Annotated in this window: 13 protein-coding genes; 10 read left to right on the top strand and 3 right to left on the bottom strand. The window is 34.0% G+C overall.

What is annotated here, in order from left to right:
• Positions 1 to 55 precede the first annotated feature (55 nt).
• The 5 genes from Q1W72_RS12995 (at position 56) to Q1W72_RS12975 (ending at position 8,800) form a co-directional block, all read left to right on the top strand.
• Entirely contained in the window at positions 56 to 2,254 is a 2,199-nt protein-coding gene (locus Q1W72_RS12995; RefSeq protein WP_302135700.1) for a PepSY domain-containing protein, read from the top strand.
• 117 nt (positions 2,255 to 2,371) lie between these two features.
• Positions 2,372 to 3,367, top strand: coding sequence for an FAD:protein FMN transferase (locus Q1W72_RS12990; RefSeq protein ID WP_302135698.1), 996 nt, complete (start codon positions 2,372 to 2,374; stop codon positions 3,365 to 3,367).
• A gap of 479 nt (positions 3,368 to 3,846) precedes the next feature.
• Positions 3,847 to 6,063 (top strand): TonB-dependent siderophore receptor, encoded by a 2,217-nt coding sequence (locus Q1W72_RS12985; protein WP_302135696.1) that lies wholly within the window; start codon positions 3,847 to 3,849, stop codon positions 6,061 to 6,063.
• A 147-nt stretch (positions 6,064 to 6,210) separates the two neighbouring features.
• Positions 6,211 to 6,759 carry a PepSY-associated TM helix domain-containing protein gene (locus Q1W72_RS12980; RefSeq protein ID WP_302135694.1) on the top strand — a complete coding sequence of 183 codons (549 nt, stop codon included), beginning with the start codon at positions 6,211 to 6,213 and terminating at the stop codon, positions 6,757 to 6,759.
• Positions 6,760 to 6,895: 136 nt separating this feature from the next.
• Positions 6,896 to 8,800 carry an alpha/beta fold hydrolase gene (locus tag Q1W72_RS12975; protein WP_302135692.1) on the top strand — a complete coding sequence of 635 codons (1,905 nt, stop codon included), beginning with the start codon at positions 6,896 to 6,898 and terminating at the stop codon, positions 8,798 to 8,800.
• 161 nt (positions 8,801 to 8,961) lie between these two features.
• On the opposite strand, the gene Q1W72_RS12970 is transcribed toward Q1W72_RS12975, so the two are convergent.
• Positions 8,962 to 9,339, bottom strand: a complete 378-nt coding sequence (locus tag Q1W72_RS12970) for a hypothetical protein (protein ID WP_099714655.1) — start codon at positions 9,337 to 9,339, stop codon at positions 8,962 to 8,964.
• Between the two features lie 259 nt (positions 9,340 to 9,598).
• On the bottom strand, positions 9,599 to 12,232 hold the full coding sequence (locus tag Q1W72_RS12965) for a valine--tRNA ligase (protein WP_302135691.1): 2,634 nt from the start codon (positions 12,230 to 12,232) through the stop codon (positions 9,599 to 9,601).
• 217 nt (positions 12,233 to 12,449) lie between these two features.
• On the opposite strand from Q1W72_RS12965, the gene Q1W72_RS12960 reads away from it, so the two are divergent.
• Complete coding sequence (locus Q1W72_RS12960) at positions 12,450 to 12,836, top strand: DUF1573 domain-containing protein (RefSeq protein ID WP_099714653.1); 387 nt, start codon at positions 12,450 to 12,452, stop codon at positions 12,834 to 12,836.
• A 61-nt stretch (positions 12,837 to 12,897) separates the two neighbouring features.
• Here Q1W72_RS12960 and Q1W72_RS12955 read toward each other — a convergent pair whose 3' ends face one another.
• Entirely contained in the window at positions 12,898 to 14,229 is a 1,332-nt protein-coding gene (locus Q1W72_RS12955; RefSeq protein WP_302135689.1) for a retropepsin-like aspartic protease, read from the bottom strand.
• A 127-nt stretch (positions 14,230 to 14,356) separates the two neighbouring features.
• On the opposite strand from Q1W72_RS12955, the gene Q1W72_RS12950 reads away from it, so the two are divergent.
• From Q1W72_RS12950 to cysS, 4 genes are all read left to right on the top strand, one after another.
• On the top strand, positions 14,357 to 15,562 hold the full coding sequence (locus tag Q1W72_RS12950; RefSeq protein ID WP_099714651.1) for a pyridoxal phosphate-dependent aminotransferase: 1,206 nt from the start codon (positions 14,357 to 14,359) through the stop codon (positions 15,560 to 15,562).
• 232 nt (positions 15,563 to 15,794) lie between these two features.
• Positions 15,795 to 16,466, top strand: coding sequence for a GTP cyclohydrolase I FolE (gene folE, locus Q1W72_RS12945; protein WP_099714650.1), 672 nt, complete (start codon positions 15,795 to 15,797; stop codon positions 16,464 to 16,466).
• Between the two features lie 106 nt (positions 16,467 to 16,572).
• A complete protein-coding gene (locus tag Q1W72_RS12940; protein WP_099714649.1) occupies positions 16,573 to 16,938 on the top strand; it encodes a four helix bundle protein in 366 nt (121 codons plus the stop codon).
• A gap of 70 nt (positions 16,939 to 17,008) precedes the next feature.
• Positions 17,009 to 18,487: a cysteine--tRNA ligase gene (cysS, locus tag Q1W72_RS12935; protein ID WP_282743227.1), complete on the top strand. Its 1,479-nt coding sequence runs from the start codon at positions 17,009 to 17,011 to the stop codon at positions 18,485 to 18,487.
• Position 18,488: the final 1 nt, after the last annotated feature.

Below are 18,488 nucleotides of genomic sequence, written 5' to 3'. Positions count from 1 at the left end.
TAAGCTTTTACAAAACGTAAAACTTATATGACTTATATGTTAAAATTTATTATCAATGACTCTTTCTTTTTGGCGTTACTCACACTTGGCTTTGGCTGTATTTTCTGCTGCATTTTTGATATTGGCATCTGTAACTGGTGTCATACTCGCAGTCGATGCCATACAAGAGAAAACACCGCCATACAAAGTAGAAAATTTCGACAAAATAACACTTGGAGAAACTTTGCCAATATTGCGCAAAACCTATCCTGAAATAACCGAATTGAGTGTAAACCACAATCAATTTGTAACCCTGCAAGGTATCGACCAGGAAGATAATGATGTCAATGCTTATGTTGATCCAAGAACTGGAAAAATACTAGGAGATCCCATCAAAAAAAGTGAGTTTATCCAATGGACAACAGCGCTCCATCGTTCTTTATTTCTTAAAGAAACGGGGCGTTTTTTTGTTGGTTTTATTTCCTTTTTGTTAGTATTGATTTCCATTTCGGGTTTTGCTTTGATACTCAACCGACAAAGAAGTCTTCGCAGTTTGTTTTCTAAAATTGTAAAAGAAAATTTTGCCCAATATTACCATATTTTTCTAGGACGATTATCGCTGATTCCGATTCTGATTATCGCACTTTCAGGAACCTATTTAACCTTGGAAAAGTTTAATTTTTTCCTTGAAAAAACAGATTCAGAAGAAAAAACTGAAACGACTGTAACTACGCCTATTGCAGAAAAAAGTGCAGCTACTTCCGTTTTTAAAAATACACTTCTGGCTGATGTTCAAAAAATTGAATTCCCTTTTTCGGATGATCCCGAAGAATATTATATCATTACATTAAAAGACCGAGAAATAGAAGTCAATCAGGTTTCCGGGGCAATTGTAAATGAAACTCCTTTTCCGATGAGAACTTTAATATCGGATTTGAGTCTTAACTTACATACCGGTCGAACCAGTATTTTATGGGCGATAATTTTAGGAATAGCGAGTTTAAATATTCTCTTTTTTATCTACTCGGGATTTGCAATGACTTTGAAACGAAGATCGAGTCGCATTAAAAACAAATTCAAACCCGAAGACAGTAGATTTATTTTTCTGGTAGGTTCTGAAAATGGAAGTTCATTGCGATTTGCTAATGCTATTCACAAACAATTACTTGCTCACGGAGAAAAAGCTTTCCTTACTGAATTGAATAATTATTCGGTTTACCCAAAAGCAGAACATCTTATCGTATTTACTTCAACCCATGGATTAGGAGATGCTCCATCTAATGCGAGTAAATTTATTTCGCTCATTAACAAAACCGAACAACAACACAAAATCAATGTTTCGGTAGTCGGATTTGGTTCAAAAGCGTATCCTGATTTTTGTGGTTATGCACGTGACATTGACACTTTATTGGCGAAACAAAATTGGGCGGAGCACTTTTTAGAATTACAAACTGTAAATGACAAATCAGCTGAAGAATTTGTAGGTTGGGTAAAATTATGGAGTACCAAAACAGGAATTTCTCTTTCCTCCACTCCATCAATATACAATGAGGTTCCAAAAGGTTTGGAGAAACTGGTGGTACTGGACAAGACTGCCATTTCTAATACGGAACATACTTTTTTACTCACATTACGCACGAGTAGGAGTGCTAAATTTACGTCGGGCGACCTCTTGGCTATTTATCCCAAAAATGATACCCGAGAACGCCTATACTCTATCGGAAACCATAACGGCAACATATTATTAGTGGTAAAACTACATCCTTCTGGTTTGGGATCCGGTTTTTTATATGGTGTGGAACCTGGTTCGATTATAAAAGCCAGAATCCTCAAGAATGCTGCTTTTCACTTTCCGAAAAAAGCACCCAAAGTGGCACTAATTTCAAATGGAACCGGTATCGCTCCCTTTCTGGGAATGATAGAACAAAACAAGAAAAAAACCGAAATTCACTTGTATTCCGGCTTTCGAAAGGAAACCGAAACTGTTTTAGGATATAAAAAATTCGCCGATGAAATGATGGAGAAACAACAACTCCAAAGTTTTCATTTGGCTTTATCCCGTGAAGCAGACCATAATTATGTGATGGATTTAATCAAACGTGACGCTGATTTTTTCATGGATTTGTTAGAACAAGGAGGCGTTGTAATGATTTGCGGTTCGCTTGCTATGCAAAAAGATGTAGAAGCTGTTCTTGATGAATTATGTCTTTCCAGAACAAGTATGGAAATTGCAGCTTATAAAGCGAATGGACAAGTGTTGACGGATTGTTATTAGTGGAATTATGTTACTTTGTCATTGCGAGGAACGAAGCAATCACATTAGTTGCTCAACTTATATGCTTATGCTAGTGCGATTGCTTCGTTCCTCGCAATAACTACTGATACTTTTATTATGAAATTCCAATTCCTCTTTCTCCTTTTACTAATTTGCGCTTTCACAAGCCACAGCCAGGTCTTACGCAAAAGAACCACTTTACTTATGGGCGGTCGTTTTGATATTAGCATTGTTGCCAAAGATTCAGTATCGGCAGAACAAAACATAGACTCCGTTATTGCAGAAATTACCCGAATCGAAAATTTAATTTCTGATTGGAAATCGGACTCACAAGTATCGGAAGTAAACCAAAATGCGGGTATTCGACCAGTAAAAGTGGATAGAGAAGTTTTTGAATTAACACAAAGAGCGATTCAATTTTCTGAAGTAACTCATGGCGGTTTTGACATCAGTTTTGCAGCGATGGATAAAATCTGGAAATTTGACGGTTCCATGACTGCGATGCCTTCGGCGGAAGCCATTAAAAAATCGGTTGAAAAAGTGGGCTATAAAAATATTGTTTTGGATGGTGTTCAATCTACTATTTTCCTAAAAACAAAAGGAATGAAGATTGGATTTGGAGCATTAGGAGAAGGATATGCCACCGATAAATGCCGAGATATGATGCTTGCAAAAGGCATCAAAGCCGGAATTATAAACGGATCAGGTGATATGAGTACTTGGGGAAAGCAACCTAACGGGAAACCTTGGAATATAGGAATTACCAACCCCTTTCATCCCGAAAAACTTCTGGCTGTTGTTCCATTAAAACAAGATGCAGTAACCACTTCAGGGAGCTATGAGAAATTTGTTGTTTTTGACGGCAAACGCTATTCGCATATCATCAATCCGGCAACGGGTTATCCAGCAACGGGCTTGTGTAGTGTGACTGTTTTTGGACCAAATGCTGAAACGGCTAACGGCTTGAGTACTTCGCTAATGGTTTTAGGAAAAACAGCAGGACTGCTTTTACTCAACAAATATCCTGATTACAGCTGCATCATAATTACTGATGATGGAAAAGTTGTGAAATCAAAAAACTTCCGAATCAAGAAATTTAAGGCAAAGCTTTAATTTACTCTAAGAATTAAAACACACCGAAATTAAATACTATTGCTACAAAGACAGGCTTCGTATTTGTAGTTTGGAATGGTTAATTCCAATATTCTGTTTTGACACCAATTCCACAAATCAAGCATTCCCTTTAAAAAAAGGTGCTAATCCTTAAAATTTGCAGCACCGAAAATGTCCTCCTCAACGATGGTATTTGCAAATTGCTTTAACAAAATTTAACATAAAAGATCTTCAAACACTTTTCAAGGGATGAATTTTAGAATTCACAGGGTCAAAAAAGTAATATTAACAAGACAAAGACCATCAAAAAGGAAGCTTCAGGTAAAAATGGTTGTTTCAATAAAAACATAAAACACTAAAAAACAATACATTAAATATATTTTTAATTTTTATTAATATTTAATCTAAATAAGTTTTGCAAATCCATACTTGGGTTTTATATTTGCATCGTTATTTTTAATTATTCCAAATAAACAATCATGAAATATATTTTACTTCCAACTTTAACACTTTTATTCAGTTTATCCTGTCTAGCACAAGAATCAGCAAATGCTTCTGGTGATAAAAATTATGATGAAACTACTTCTTCAGAATTTGACACTATAAAAAACAAAAAAGGAGGGATACTAAAAGAAGTTATTATCACAGCCAACAAGGAGAAAAAACCAGTTTCAGCATTGAGATCAGGTTTAAAACCAATGGACACTCCACAAAGTGTACAAGTTATTGGATCTGAAATTATAGCACAACAACAAAGCATTCGTTTGAGTGAGGTACTGAAAAATGCCAATGGTGTATATGTAGGTTCTGCACGTGGTGGCGCTCAAGAATCATTTTACTCTAGAGGTTATGATATGTCAGCCAACAATATGTTTAAAAATGGTTTTCGCTATAATGCTGGGTCCATTCCAGAGGTTTCTTCTTTGGAAAAAGTAGAATTTTTAAAAGGTAGTGCGGCTTTATTATTTGGTAACGTTGCTCCGGGAGGAATCTTAAATTTAGTTACGAAAACACCATCTTTCAAAAGCGGTGGAGAAATTTCTATGCAAGCAGGAAGTTTTGCTTACTATAAACCAGCTGTAGATTTTTACGGACCATTAAATAAACATATTGCATATCGTTTTACTGGTTCTTACGAAAATTCAGAAAGCTTTAGAGATGTTGTGAAAAACGAACGTCTATACATCAACCCGTCTTTTCTGTTTAATGTAACTGATAAAACTCAAATTACAGTACAAGGAGATTACTTGAAAAGCAATTGGACACCAGATTTTGGAACTGGAGTAATAGGAAAAGAAATTGTTGATGTGCCACGCAGTAACTATTATGGTGCGCTTTGGTCAAATGGAAAAACAAAATCAGCAAGTGCTTCCGCATTACTTAACCACAGTTTTAATGACAACTGGAAATTAAATTTCAATGCTTCTTTTCAAAATTTCGACAGAGAATCAAAAGCTACAGAACGTATTGTAATATCTCCTACAGCCAATCCTTATGGAAATTTCAATAGACCATTAGGACAGAATAAAGGTACTGAACAAATTTTTGGAGATCAATTAAGCATACAAGGAAACTTCAACACCGGAAAAATAAAACATCAATTGTTTACAGGTGTAGATTTTGAAAACTCTTTTGCACAAGCATATACGTTTGCTTTTAGTACTGCCAATTATGATACTGTAAATATCTTTACTTTCGACCCTGCAACACAGCGAATGGATGAACCAAACTCTACGCTTACCCGAATAGTAAGCACTGATACAAACCGTTTTGGGGTTTATGCACAAGATTTGATTTCATTTACAGAAAAAATTAAGCTTTTAGCAGGTATTCGTTGGTCTTGGCAAGAAGCAGAAGTAATCAACAACAGCTTGACAACTCAAGCTCCAATACGTAAAGATGAGGCATTCTCTCCAAAATTTGGATTAGTGTATCAACCAACAAAAGAGATGTCTTTGTTTGCCAGCTACTCTAACTCATTTACACCAAATACTGGAACTACAGTTGATTTAAAACCAATAAAACCTTCAATCATAGACCAATATGAGGCAGGTATTAAAAAAGATTTCTGGAGAGGTATTTTGAGTACAAATATTACTGCGTACCAAATCACAAACAGCAATTTGGCACAAACAGCAGAATTTAAAGCTGATGGATCAAACAATACTGATACGACTATAAAAGTCTTGAACGGAGAAACTACTAGCAAAGGAATTGAAATTGATATTACAGCCAGACCTACTGAAGGCTTAAACATTATTGCCGGTTACAGCTACAACGATATGCGTTATACCAAAACATCCGGATTAAACGGAAGTACTATTGAAGGAGATCGTGTGGTAAGAACTCCAACTAATACCGCTAATTTAAGCTTTTTCTATACTTTGCCAGCCGGAGCATTAAAAGGTGTTTCTTTTGGAGCAATCGGGAACTACATTGGTGACCGTCTTGGAGGTTGGAATAATCTAGTTGTAATTAATCCTAATACTGGAGCTCAAACAATCAATGACAGAGAAATTCCAATGAGTGGTTATACTACAATCGATGTTTCTGCAGGTTATACTTGGAAAAAAATCTCAATCTTATGTAGGTTGTCAAACATTACAAATGAGTTGAATTATACGGTACACGAAAACTACAGTATCAATCCAATTGCACCGCGTCAAATATTGACAAGTTTAAAATATAAATTCTAAAACCAAACTTTGGTTTTATTTCATCCAAAACTTTTTCTGCCAATTTCATTTTTTTGAAAAGCAGAAAAAGTTTTTGTTATTTTAACGAACTAAAAAATTGTATTTGCAAAAGAATAAAAATACGATTCCCTCATTAAATTAAAAATTATGAAAAAAATAAAATTCAGAAATTTGCACCGTGATTTAGGCTATTTTTATATTGGACTTATTGTATCATTTGCCTTCTCTGGACTTTTGATGAACCACAGAGATGCTTGGCATCCAGAAAAATATACTACTGAAACAAAAGCAATCGAAGTGAAATTGCCGGAGGAAAGTGAAATCAACGAAAAATTTTCTGAAGATTTAGGTAAACAACTGGGCATCGATGACAAAATGAGACGTCACACAGTGAAAAAAGGAGAATTTAAAATTTCTTTTGAAAACCACGATGTCGAAATTGATATGAAAACCGGAAAAGGAGAAATCATATCTTTTGTAAAAACACCAATCATCAGTCAGGCGATGAAATTGCATAAAAACACATCTAATTTTTGGATTTACTATTCTGATATTTTTGCCATCAGTTTAATCATCATCGCTATGACAGGAACAATAATGATCAAAGCCGGAAAATTCAGTTGGAAAAACAGAGGTTGGAAACTCGCAGTAGCCGGAGTTATTTTTCCATTGATTTTTCTGTTTTTATTGGGGTAAAATTCAAATTTAAGGCCAGAAATTCAAAAACCTCGTTTAGAAATAGACGGGGTTTTCTATTTTTCACCAAAGCGTTATTTTTTTCATATATTTGATGGTAACAATTGATATATAATGACTTAACAAATTTTAAATTATGAAAAAAACATCTATTTTATTTGGGGCTTTATTAATCATGATACTTTCATCATGTAAGGATGAGAAAAAAAAGGAAGAAGCACGTTTGCCTGAACAATATGACTTGGAAGATTTTTACAATACCAAATCGATAAGTGCTTCAGGGTTCAATAACGATGAAACAAAAATTCTAATAAACAATAACACAACCGGAATCTACAATGCGTATGAGTTATCCCTCGCAGATACTACCGCTATAGCATTGACAAAATCTACTAAAGAAAGTATTTATACTGTAGATTATTTACCGGGAAGTTCTAAATTCATTTACTCGGCTGATGAAGGAGGAAATGAAAATTCTCATTTATTCCTAATGGATCGTAAAAGTAGTACTCCAAAAGACATCACTCCTTGGGCAAATAGCGCCAATAGTTTCAATGGCTGGAGCCAAGACAAAAAAAGTATGTACATAAACAGTAACAAGCGAGATGTAAAGTATTTTGATATTTTAAAATTAGACACTCTAACTTGGAAACCAACCATTTTATACCAAAATGAATCCGGTTTAACCCCATCAGTAATTAGTAAAACGGAACGTTATATAGCACTTACCAAAGAAATCACTACGGATAAAAACGAAATGTATTTATACGATAGTAAAACCAAAACAACTAAACGTCTCAGTAACGACAAAGAAGCAAATTGGAGTCCGATGGCTTTTGAAAAAAATGACAGCATTTTTTATTATACCAGTAATGAAGATAAAGAATTCAGTTCGTTACTCAAATACAATATCAATACCGGAAAATCAGAAGAAATTTTCAAAGATAAATGGGATGTAATGTATATGTCTTTAAGCGAAAAAGAAAAATACCATATTGTTTTTGTCAACAATGACGGAAAAAACAAAGTACTCCTTTTTGAACATGCAACCGGAAAACCGCTAAAGCTACCTGACTTTGATGATGGTGATGTAATAAATGTAATCATTTCCAATAGTGAAAATAAATTATTGCTGACTGTAGGAAGCAGTACCAGCTCTCCAAACTTATATCTTTATGATATTCCTTCCAAAAAACTAAAACAACTGACTTCCACTCTAAGTAAAAAAATCAATCAAGACGACCTTGCAAAAGCCGAAGTGATTCGTTTTAAATCTTTTGATGGCAAAGAAATACCAGCTATTTATTATAAGCCTTTACAAGCTTCTAAAAACAATAAAGTTCCAGCATTAATCTGGGTACACGGCGGACCCGGCGGGCAAAGTCGCATTGGATATTCTAACACCATACAATATCTGGTTAATAAAGGATATGCGGTTTTGGCCGTAAACAATCGCGGCAGCAGTGGCTATGGAAAAACATTTTACAAAATGGATAATAAAGATCATAGTAACGGAGATTTAAAAGACTGTATTTGGGGCAAAAAATGGCTAACAGAACAGGATTATATTGACCCGAATGCTATTGGTATTTACGGCGGAAGTTATGGCGGATGCATGGTTTTAGGCGCATTAGCATTTCATCCCGAAGAATTTAAAGTAGGTATCGATTTATTTGGCGTTGCAAATTGGCCCAGAACATTAAAAAGTATTCCTCCTTATTGGGAATCATTCCGCAAAGCGCTCTATGACGAAATGGGAGATCCGTATACTGCTGATAGTATTCGATTGAAAAAAATATCACCATTATACAATTACGATAAAATAAACAAACCATTACTTGTTTTCCAAGGGGCTAATGATGTAAGAGTATTGCCTGTAGAAAGTGATGAAATTGTAGAAGGAGTAAAGAAAAATGGAGTGCCGGTTCAATATGTAGTATATCCAGATGAAGGGCATGGATTTCAAAAAAAGGAAAACCAAATTGCGACAACAAAAACCACATTACTCTTCTTGGATAAATACCTAAAATCTAAGAAATAGAAATAATTAAGTATGTTCAAAAAAAATCCATCTCGTTATAAATGAGATGGATTTTTTTAATGTAAACCTTCTGAGTCTATCATTATTAGTTCAATACTTATATCTAAGGGAAATTTTGTGAATTGCAACCAATTTAAGCGGCGAGCAATTTCATAAAAAGCTTAATTTATTTGAATTCCATTTTTTTCAAGTAATTCAAAAAGAGCGATACTTTGATTTGGCTCGTATTTTTCTACACCACTTTGATACCATTTTGCAATTAAATTCATCTGATGTGAAGTATAACCATCTGTATCAATGCTTAAGCCAAGCAAACCTGACAGAAGAAAATCTTCCAAAATTTTATTAGTTACAATACATTCCGGAATTCCATCACTAACGCATCCGTTCATCCGTTCATAATCTGATCTCCCAGAATCAAATCCAGCAATAAAAGCTTCATTCCTTTTTGCATAATTAAATTCCAAAAATGGATTCAAACCAATTGAATATCCTTCAAAATAATGTTGTCTGTAAGCTGGACTATATATTTTTTTCATTTCTATACTAAAGTATTAATTGAAAATCTCACTACAAACATATTAACAATATTTTACTTAGTACATAAAAATCGTTTAAAGGACAAAATACTCTTTAAATCACAATAGAATAGCCGTTTATCGACAAAATATTGTCAAATCACAACAAATCACAAGAATTCTGCTTTTTCCGAAATCGGAATTATTTATCTAATTTTCAACAAAAAAATCCCATTCGCCGAGACGAATGGGATTTTAAATTTTATAAATAAACTAACCCTTATTTCAATCCTGCCAAACTATGTTCGATAGTCTCAATTTTAGATAAGGCATCCGCTTCTTTTTGTCTTTCGTTTGCCAAAACTTTCTCTGGCGCACCAGCCACAAATTTCTCATTTGCCAGTTTATTTTGAACTGATTTCAAGAAACCTTGCGTATAAACTAACTCAGCAGTCAGTTTTGCAATTTCCTCTTCAACGTTTATATTTCCTGTAATCGGAATGAAATACTCATTCGATTTTACACGAAAAGATAACGCTCCTTCTACTTTATCCGAAACATATTCTAATGAAGTAATGTTTCCTAATTTAGTTATAACAGTATCAAAATAAGTAGACACTTTATCATTGTTTACCGCTTTCAATTCGATTGTATCTTTAAACGGAATATTCTTGTCTTTACGAATCGTTCTAATTCCAGAAATCACTTCAATTGTATTTTCGAAATCAGTAATTAGACCCGCATCAAAAGGTTTCATTTCCGGCCAAGTCGAAACAATCAACGCTTCTTCAGTAGTTCTTTCGGCAAGAATTTGCCAAATTTCCTCGGTCAAGAACGGCATAAAAGGATGTAATAATTTCAAATTATTTTCAAGCATTTCGATGGCTTTCGCCAAAGTTACGCTGTCAATTGGCTGTTGGTACGCCGGTTTTATCATTTCGAGGAACCAAGAACAGAAATCGTCCCAAACTAGTTTGTAAATGGCCATTAAAGCATCGGAAATTCTGTATTTTTCAAAATTGTCTTCGATTTCCAAAAGTGTTTGTTGCAATTTGGCTTCATACCATTCAATCGCCACTTTGGATGATTCCGGTTGCGGAATTGTATCCGAAACTTCCCAACCTTTTATCAGTTTGAACGCATTCCAAATTTTGTTGGTAAACGCTTTTCCTTGGTTACACAATTCCTCATCAAACATAATGTCATTCCCTGCAGAAGCGCTCAAAAGCAATCCTACACGAACTCCATCAGCTCCAAATTTTTCAATCAAATCTAAAGGATCAGGTGAATTCCCTAATGATTTAGACATTTTGCGTCTTTGTTTGTCACGAACTAAACCAGTCAAATATACATTTGTAAATGGTTTTTTTCCTGTGTATTCATAACCTGCAATGATCATTCTCGCCACCCAGAAAAACAAAATATCCGGACCGGTAACTAAATCATTCGTAGGATAATAGTATTTGAAATCTTCGCTTTCGGAATCCATAATTCCTCCAAAAACGGACATTGGCCACAGCCAAGAAGAAAACCAAGTATCTAATGCATCAACGTCTTGTTTCAAGTCAGAAGTTGTAAGTTGTAAGTTGTTGGTTCTTTCTTTAGCCAAAACTAAAGCTTCTTCGATAGATTCAGCAACCACGAAATCTTCTTTTCCGTCCCCGTAGAAATAAGCTGGAATTTGTTGTCCCCACCATAATTGACGAGAGATATTCCAATCACGAATATTATTTAACCAATGTGCATACGTATTATTAAAACGAGCTGGATGCAATTTGATTTCGCCATCTTCTAAAACAGATTTAATCGCAGGTTTAACCAAATCTTCCATTTTCAAGAACCATTGGTCTGATAAACGAGGCTCAATAACAGCTTTAGTTCTTTCAGAAGTTCCCACTTTATTCAAGTGTGTTTCTGTTTTTGCCAAAGCGCCGATTGTTTCTAATTCTTTGGCAATTGCCTCACGAACCACAAAACGATCTTGTCCTTGATACTGTAATCCAAAACTATTCAAAGTAGCATCGTCATTGAAAATATCAATAATCTCCAGATTGTGCTTCTCCCCTAATGCTTTGTCATTTATATCGTGCGCCGGAGTCACTTTCAAACAGCCAGTTCCAAACTCGATATCAACATATTCATCTTCGATAATTGGAATTACTCTTCCGCAAATAGGCACAATCGCTTTTTTACCTTTCAAATGAGCAAAACGTTCGTCATTTGGATTGATACAAATCGCGGTATCTCCAAAAATAGTTTCCGGACGTGTGGTTGCAATAGTCAGGAAATCTTCACTTCCTTCGATTTTATATTTTAAGAAATATAATTTTCCTTGTTGTTCTTCATAAATTACTTCTTCGTCAGACAAAGTGGTTTTTGCTTCGGGATCCCAGTTTACCATTCGGTATCCTCTATAAATCAAGCCTTTGTTGTATAAATCCACAAAAGAACGAATTACTGAGGCTGACATATCAGGGTCCATCGTAAACTTGGTTCGTTCCCAATCGCAAGAAGCCCCTAATTTTTTCAATTGATCAAGAATTACACCTCCGTATTTATCAGTCCATTCCCAAGCATGAGCCAAAAATTCTTCGCGTGTTAAATCATTTTTATTGATTCCCTCGGCCTTTAATTTTGCAACTACCTTAGCTTCAGTAGCTATCGAGGCATGATCCGTTCCCGGAACCCAGCAAGCGTTGAATCCTTTAAGACGCGCTCTTCTAATTAATACATCTTGAATGGTATTATTCAACATGTGTCCCATATGCAAAACTCCCGTAACATTAGGCGGAGGAATTACTATGGTATATGGTGTTCTATGGTCTGGTTCTGAGTGAAAATAATTGTTTTTCATCCAGTAGTCATACCACTTATTTTCAATGGTTTTAGCGTCAAATTGTGCAGGAATTGTCATTTTATTGTGGATTCGTTTAATCGTTAAATTCGATTGTTTGTTAGTTCAGTTAAACAAATAACCAAATCAACAAATAAACTTTAAAACTTTGGTCTGATATTTGTAATTCTAATTGGGAACAAAAGTAAATAATTAAGTACACTATAAAAAGAGAAATAAAAATTTGTACGTTAATTAAAAGAAAGTAAATTTACTAAATGAATTTAAATATAAGAAAATGAAAAAAACAATAGCTTTATTCGCATTCGCATTAATCAGCAGTATCGGTTTTGCTCAGAATGGCCCAAAAATTGAATTTGCAGCCAAAGACAATACAATTGATTATGGAAAGGTTACTAAGAATGAAAATGGCTCTCGTGATTTTATCTTTACAAATACAGGTAATGCTCCATTAATTATCACTAATGTACTGTCTACTTGTGGCTGCACGGTTCCTACAAAACCAGATGAACCAATCATGCCAGGGAAAACAGGAAAAATAACTGTGAAATACAATATGGCTCCAGGACCAATCAGAAAAACGATAACTGTTGAGTCAAATGCAGTAAACTATGAAGGTGGAAGAGTTGCTCTAAAAATTAAAGGTGAAGTTATTTCTAATTAATTTCAGAATCAAAAATAAATTAAAAACGCTTTTGGATATTATTTACAAAAGCGTTTTTTGTCTATAAAATATTATACAATTGAAACCTGAATTTTAAGATTTCGCTTTTACGTTCTATTTCTAAAGTAATCCATTTTTCTTCTTCCTCTTTAAAAAGAGCATTGATTTCTTGCAATGAAAGTTTATGAATGGGATTATTATTAATCAAAATGATGACATCTCCTTTTTGTAATCCTGCGTTAGCTGCCGGAGAATTTTGCCTTACATAGGCAATCTCATAAATAGGTTTTAATTGGAATTTGTATTTAAAGTCATCCATAAATACTCTTACACCACCGGACTCATTATATTTTGTAGACAACGGAACCGTTTCCATTCGTACGGTCTCTTGAACCCACTGTAATCCATTTTGTTGTATTTCAACTCCACTTTTATTGTAGCTGAAAGGCGCACTGTAATCACTATTCTTTTTTAAATACATTTGGTTATTTCTATAATCAAAAACAACTGTAAACCGCTTCATAATTTCTCCTCCTACTGAGCCTTTTCGATCTGGCACCATATTTACATTCCTAATTGATACCGAATCTGGAAAGGCAACCACAGGATTATTAAATTCAAAATCACCCATCTCAAATTTTTTAATTATGGCTCTTTTACCTTTTACATCACCACTAAAACCCCTACCCAAGAAATCTTCGAAATTTTTTGCAGGAACTTTAATCAATTCTGAACGATCTTGAAACAACCATATTGCATCGCTGTTCCCTATATCTATCAATAACTTTACAGGAATTTCTTTATTATCCTGAATTATTGTGCTTTTTAAATAGGGTTTGGATTTTTCAACAGTGATAGGAATTGTTTTGTAACTTTTTTCAATTTTTTTTCTGTTTTTATCATTGTCCTTATAAACTATAACTCTCTTTTTCCTGTAATTGACTTCTATTAAATTATTTTGAAAAAAATGATACCCAATAATTCCATTGACCGGAATCCCTACATGTGACGATAAATTAAATTCAGGGTCCAAAATAATATAGAGCATATGATTACTATACTTCATATCATTAAACTCTAAGACATTATTAGTGGATTTCAATCCTTCAACAGCCTCTTGGCTTCCTAATCCTTTCAGCAATATTTTCTCGGCATTGAAAAAACGAACTTCTTTTTTATCTTCTAAACTAAATAATATCGTTTCGGAAACACCGGTATCCAATAAAAAATTTAATTCTACTCCATTTACTTTTATAGGTACAAAGACTAAATTATTAATCAATTTAAAAGGGACACTAATTTTATTCATGTCTTTTTTAAACTGAAATCCTTGTTGTGCAAAAACAGGGCAAGCAAACAGGTAAATGAGAATTATTACTATTCTTTTTTTCATTATTAATCTTTTACATAAAAATACTAAATAAATCATATCAAAAATGCAGATTTAACAATATATACGCATATTGATTATAATAAATTCGAAAAAAAAATTGCAAATTTGCAATTCAATAATCAAGACTATGCCAAAAATATCAAACAAAGGCAAACAAATGCCTGAATCGCCAATACGAAAATTAGTTCCATACTCAGAAATAGCGAAGAAAAAAGGACATAAAGTATACCATTTAAACATTGGCCAACCAGATATCAAAACTCCTGAAGTTGCCATGAACGCCGTTAAAAATATTGATTTAACTATTCTGGAATACAGCCATTCTGCTGGAAATGAAAGCTACAGAAAAAAATTATCTGCCTATTATATCAATCAAGGCATTTCGGTAAATATTGAAGATATTATTATCACTACTGGTGGATCAGAAGCACTTATGTTTGCTATGGGAAGCACTATGGATCAAGGAGATGAAATCATTATCCCAGAACCATTTTATGCTAATTACAATGGATTTTCAACAGCTTCAGGCGTTACTGTTGTTCCAGTAATTTCGACTATTGAAACAGGTTTTGCTTTACCGGCTATAGAAGATTTTGAAAAACTGATTACTCCAAAAACTAAAGCCATCCTGATTTGTAACCCAGGAAACCCAACGGGATATTTATATTCGAAAGAAGAAATTATGAAATTGGCAGCTTTGGTCAAAAAACATGATTTATTCTTGATTTCTGACGAAGTATATCGTGAGTTTACCTATGATGGTGACATCCATTATTCAGTAATGAATGTTACCGGACTTGAGGAACACGCTATTATGATTGATTCGGTTTCTAAGAGATATAGTATGTGCGGTGCAAGAATAGGATGTATTGTTTCTAAAAATAAAGAAGTCATGGCGACCGCTATGAAATTTGCACAAGCAAGATTAAGCCCTCCTACTATTGAACAAATTGCAAGTGAAGCTGCCCTTGATACTCCAAAAAGTTATTTTGATGAAGTAATTTCAGAATATAGAGAGCGTAGAGACACTTTAATAAATGAGTTGAATAAAATTGAAGGTGTTATAGTGTCTAAACCAAAAGGTGCTTTTTATTGCATTGCACAACTTCCAGTTGATAATGCTGATGATTTTGCACAATGGCTTTTAGAAACCTATGATTTGAATGGTGAAACCGTTATGGTAGCTCCAGCTGCAGGGTTTTATTCGACTCCAGGAATGGGATTGAATCAGGTTCGAATAGCTTATGTGCTAAAGAAAGAAGATTTAATTAGTGCTGTATCAATTTTGAAAGCAGCGATTCCAGTTTATAATGCAACTCAATCAAAAAGCTAATATAAGCTTTGCTTTTTTAGTGCTAAACTCACGCTATAAAACATTCCTATTACATCAAAAGGCAGTAACTATTGAGTTATTGCCTTTTGCTTTTTATAACCAATAGAAAGAAGTCATTGACTTTATAGCCTATAAAGTCATCATTAAATAGTATGAGCTTTAGAAATTCTTTAATTTTTATTATTTATCTTTACGGCTTAAATATTTACACCCACAATAATAGTTGCTTTTAATGATAAAAAACGAAGAATTTCAAGACGAAATAGGAGATAATCATGTTAGTTTATCCGCAAAAAATCCAGTAAGAGATGATGCTTTTGATATTACTGATGATGAAAAAATTGAAAAAATAAAAAAAGACGTTGAGAGCATTCTACTGACACTTGGAATGGACTTGACTGACGATAGTTTAAAAGGCACGCCCAATCGTGTTGCAAAAATGTTTGTAAAAGAAATTTTTGGAGGTTTAAATCCTGCAAAAAAACCAAAAGCATCTACATTTGACAATAATTACAAATATGGCGAAATGTTGGTTGAAAAAAACATTATCGTTTACTCAACTTGCGAGCATCATTTATTACCAATCATAGGAAGAGCTCATGTGGCTTACATTTCTAATGGAAGCGTAATTGGTTTATCCAAAATGAATCGTATTGTAGAATATTATGCCAAAAGACCTCAGGTTCAAGAGCGTTTGACTATGCAAATTGTTCAGGAATTACAAATCGCTTTGGGTACTGAAGATGTCGCTTGTGTGATTGATGCGAAACACCTTTGCGTTAATTCAAGAGGAATCAGTGATATCGAGAGTAGCACTGTGACATCAGAATTTGGTGGAAAATTTAAAGACAATGTAACTCGCAGAGAGTTTTTGGATTATATTAAATTAGAAACAAAGTTCTAAATTTGGTTAATCGTTGATTTGGTTAATCGTTTATTCGATGAATCGTTCAATCGAAAATATGTAAACCATTCAAACAACAATAAATTATTAAATAAACCACTTTGCTATGTATATTTTTTCATTTGAGAAACTGGAAGTTTGGCAAAATTCAAGGCTTTTCATTTTGGACATTTATAAATTAACAAATAACTATCCTACAAACGAAATATATGGAATGACATCTCAATTAAAGAGAAGTGCTTCCTCTATAGCGACAAACATTGCTGAAGGAACTTCCAGAAACACTAATAAAGACAAAGCTCATTTTTTAACAATGTCTTATTCATCTGCAATGGAAACATTAAGTCATTTAATTATATCCTATGATTTGAATTTCATTTCAAACGAAGAATATTTATCGACTAGGGAAAAGTTAGAAAAAATTTGCAATCAAATTAATAGCTTAAAAAAATATTACTTATCTAATGATTGAATCGGATAACTGTTCAACAAATAAACAGTTAACCAAATAAACAAATAACCGATTAAACGATTAACCTCTTATGCCATTATATAGTAGCCAAACTCTAAAAATATACAATTCTCTTTCGGGAGAAAAAGAAATTTTCACACCAATACATGAAGGAAATGTAGGAATGTACGTTTGTGGACCTACGGTTTACAGTAATGTGCATCTTGGAAATGTGCGAACATTCATGTCTTTTGACGTGATTTTCAGGTATTTTTTGCATTTGGATTACAAAGTGCGCTACGTTCGAAACATTACGGATGTGGGTCACATTGTGGATGATGTGGATGAAGGTGAAGATAAAATTGCAAAAAAAGCCCGTTTAGAGCAACTGGAACCTATGGAAGTGGTGCAACGCTATACGGTAGATTTTCATGATATTTTGAATGAATTTAATTTTTTACCGCCAAGTATTGAGCCAACAGCTACAGGTCATATTATTGAGCAAATTGAAATTATTAAAACCATAATCGACAAAGGAATTGGTTACGAAGCCAATGGGTCGGTTTATTTTGATGTAGTGAAATTCAATGAAACCAATCATTACGGAAGATTAAGTGGTAGAAATATTGAGGATATGCTGGCTAATACCCGTGATCTAGATGGTCAAAGTGACAAAAGAAATTCACAGGATTTTGCGCTTTGGAAAAAAGCCGAGCCACAACATATCATGAGATGGCCTTCGCCATGGAGCGATGGATTTCCGGGTTGGCATCTTGAATGTACTGCAATGAGCACAAAATATTTAGGTAATCATTTTGACATTCACGGAGGTGGAATGGATTTGAAATTCCCGCATCATGAATGTGAAATTGCTCAAAATGAAGCATGTACTGGACAAACTCCAGTCAATTACTGGATGCACGCCAATATGCTTACGTTAAACGGTAAAAAAATGGCCAAATCTACTGGTAATAATATTTTACCAAGAGAAATATTAACCGGAGAAAATACTATTCTAAGCAAAGCCTTTTCAGCATCGGTAGCACGATTTTTTATGTTACAAGCGCATTACAGAAGTATTCTTGATTTTTCTGATGATGCCATTGTCGCTGCCGAAAAAGGATACAAACGATTGATGGAAGCCATGAATTCGTTAAAAGATATCACTGCTGACACAAAAAGTACGATTGATATTCCAGCTTGGAAACAATTGTGTTATGATGCCATGAATGACGATTTTAATACGCCAATTTTAATTGCGCAGTTATTTGAAGGCGTTCGTTTTATCAATTTGTTGAAAGATGGAAAAGAAACGTTGAATAACGAGGATTTAAAATCTTTCGAAAAAGCAATGAACAGTTTTGTTTTTGAAGTCCTGGGACTGGAAGATGAAAAAGTTTCGGATAGCAGTAATGACAAATTAGAAGGAACGGTAAACATGCTTATTGAAATGAGAAAACAAGCTCGTGACAATAAGAATTTTGCTTTATCAGACCAAATTAGAGATCAATTGATTGCATTGGGAATCCAGTTGAAAGACGGAAAAGAAGGAACTACTTTTAGCATTTAGT

This window comes from Flavobacterium sp. ZE23DGlu08, from assembly GCF_030505335.1.
Lineage (GTDB): Bacteria > Bacteroidota > Bacteroidia > Flavobacteriales > Flavobacteriaceae > Flavobacterium > Flavobacterium algoritolerans.
Note: the sequence above shows the minus strand (reverse complement) of the source record. Positions and strands in the feature narration are given on the sequence as shown.

What these genes read in the sequence shown, in the direction of transcription:
- Q1W72_RS12995 (WP_302135700.1), top strand. Translation starts at nt 56, where the DNA reads ATGACTCTTTCTTTTTGGCGTTACTCACACTTGGCTTTGGCTGTATTT.
- Q1W72_RS12990 (WP_302135698.1), top strand. Translation starts at nt 2,372, where the DNA reads ATGAAATTCCAATTCCTCTTTCTCCTTTTACTAATTTGCGCTTTCACA.
- Q1W72_RS12985 (WP_302135696.1), top strand. Translation starts at nt 3,847, where the DNA reads ATGAAATATATTTTACTTCCAACTTTAACACTTTTATTCAGTTTATCC.
- Q1W72_RS12980 (WP_302135694.1), top strand. Translation starts at nt 6,211, where the DNA reads ATGAAAAAAATAAAATTCAGAAATTTGCACCGTGATTTAGGCTATTTT.
- Q1W72_RS12975 (WP_302135692.1), top strand. Translation starts at nt 6,896, where the DNA reads ATGAAAAAAACATCTATTTTATTTGGGGCTTTATTAATCATGATACTT.
- Q1W72_RS12970 (WP_099714655.1), bottom strand. Translation starts at nt 9,339, where the DNA reads ATGAAAAAAATATATAGTCCAGCTTACAGACAACATTATTTTGAAGGA.
- Q1W72_RS12965 (WP_302135691.1), bottom strand. Translation starts at nt 12,232, where the DNA reads ATGACAATTCCTGCACAATTTGACGCTAAAACCATTGAAAATAAGTGG.
- Q1W72_RS12960 (WP_099714653.1), top strand. Translation starts at nt 12,450, where the DNA reads ATGAAAAAAACAATAGCTTTATTCGCATTCGCATTAATCAGCAGTATC.
- Q1W72_RS12955 (WP_302135689.1), bottom strand. Translation starts at nt 14,229, where the DNA reads ATGAAAAAAAGAATAGTAATAATTCTCATTTACCTGTTTGCTTGCCCT.
- Q1W72_RS12950 (WP_099714651.1), top strand. Translation starts at nt 14,357, where the DNA reads ATGCCAAAAATATCAAACAAAGGCAAACAAATGCCTGAATCGCCAATA.
- folE (WP_099714650.1), top strand. Translation starts at nt 15,795, where the DNA reads ATGATAAAAAACGAAGAATTTCAAGACGAAATAGGAGATAATCATGTT.
- Q1W72_RS12940 (WP_099714649.1), top strand. Translation starts at nt 16,573, where the DNA reads ATGTATATTTTTTCATTTGAGAAACTGGAAGTTTGGCAAAATTCAAGG.
- cysS (WP_282743227.1), top strand. Translation starts at nt 17,009, where the DNA reads ATGCCATTATATAGTAGCCAAACTCTAAAAATATACAATTCTCTTTCG.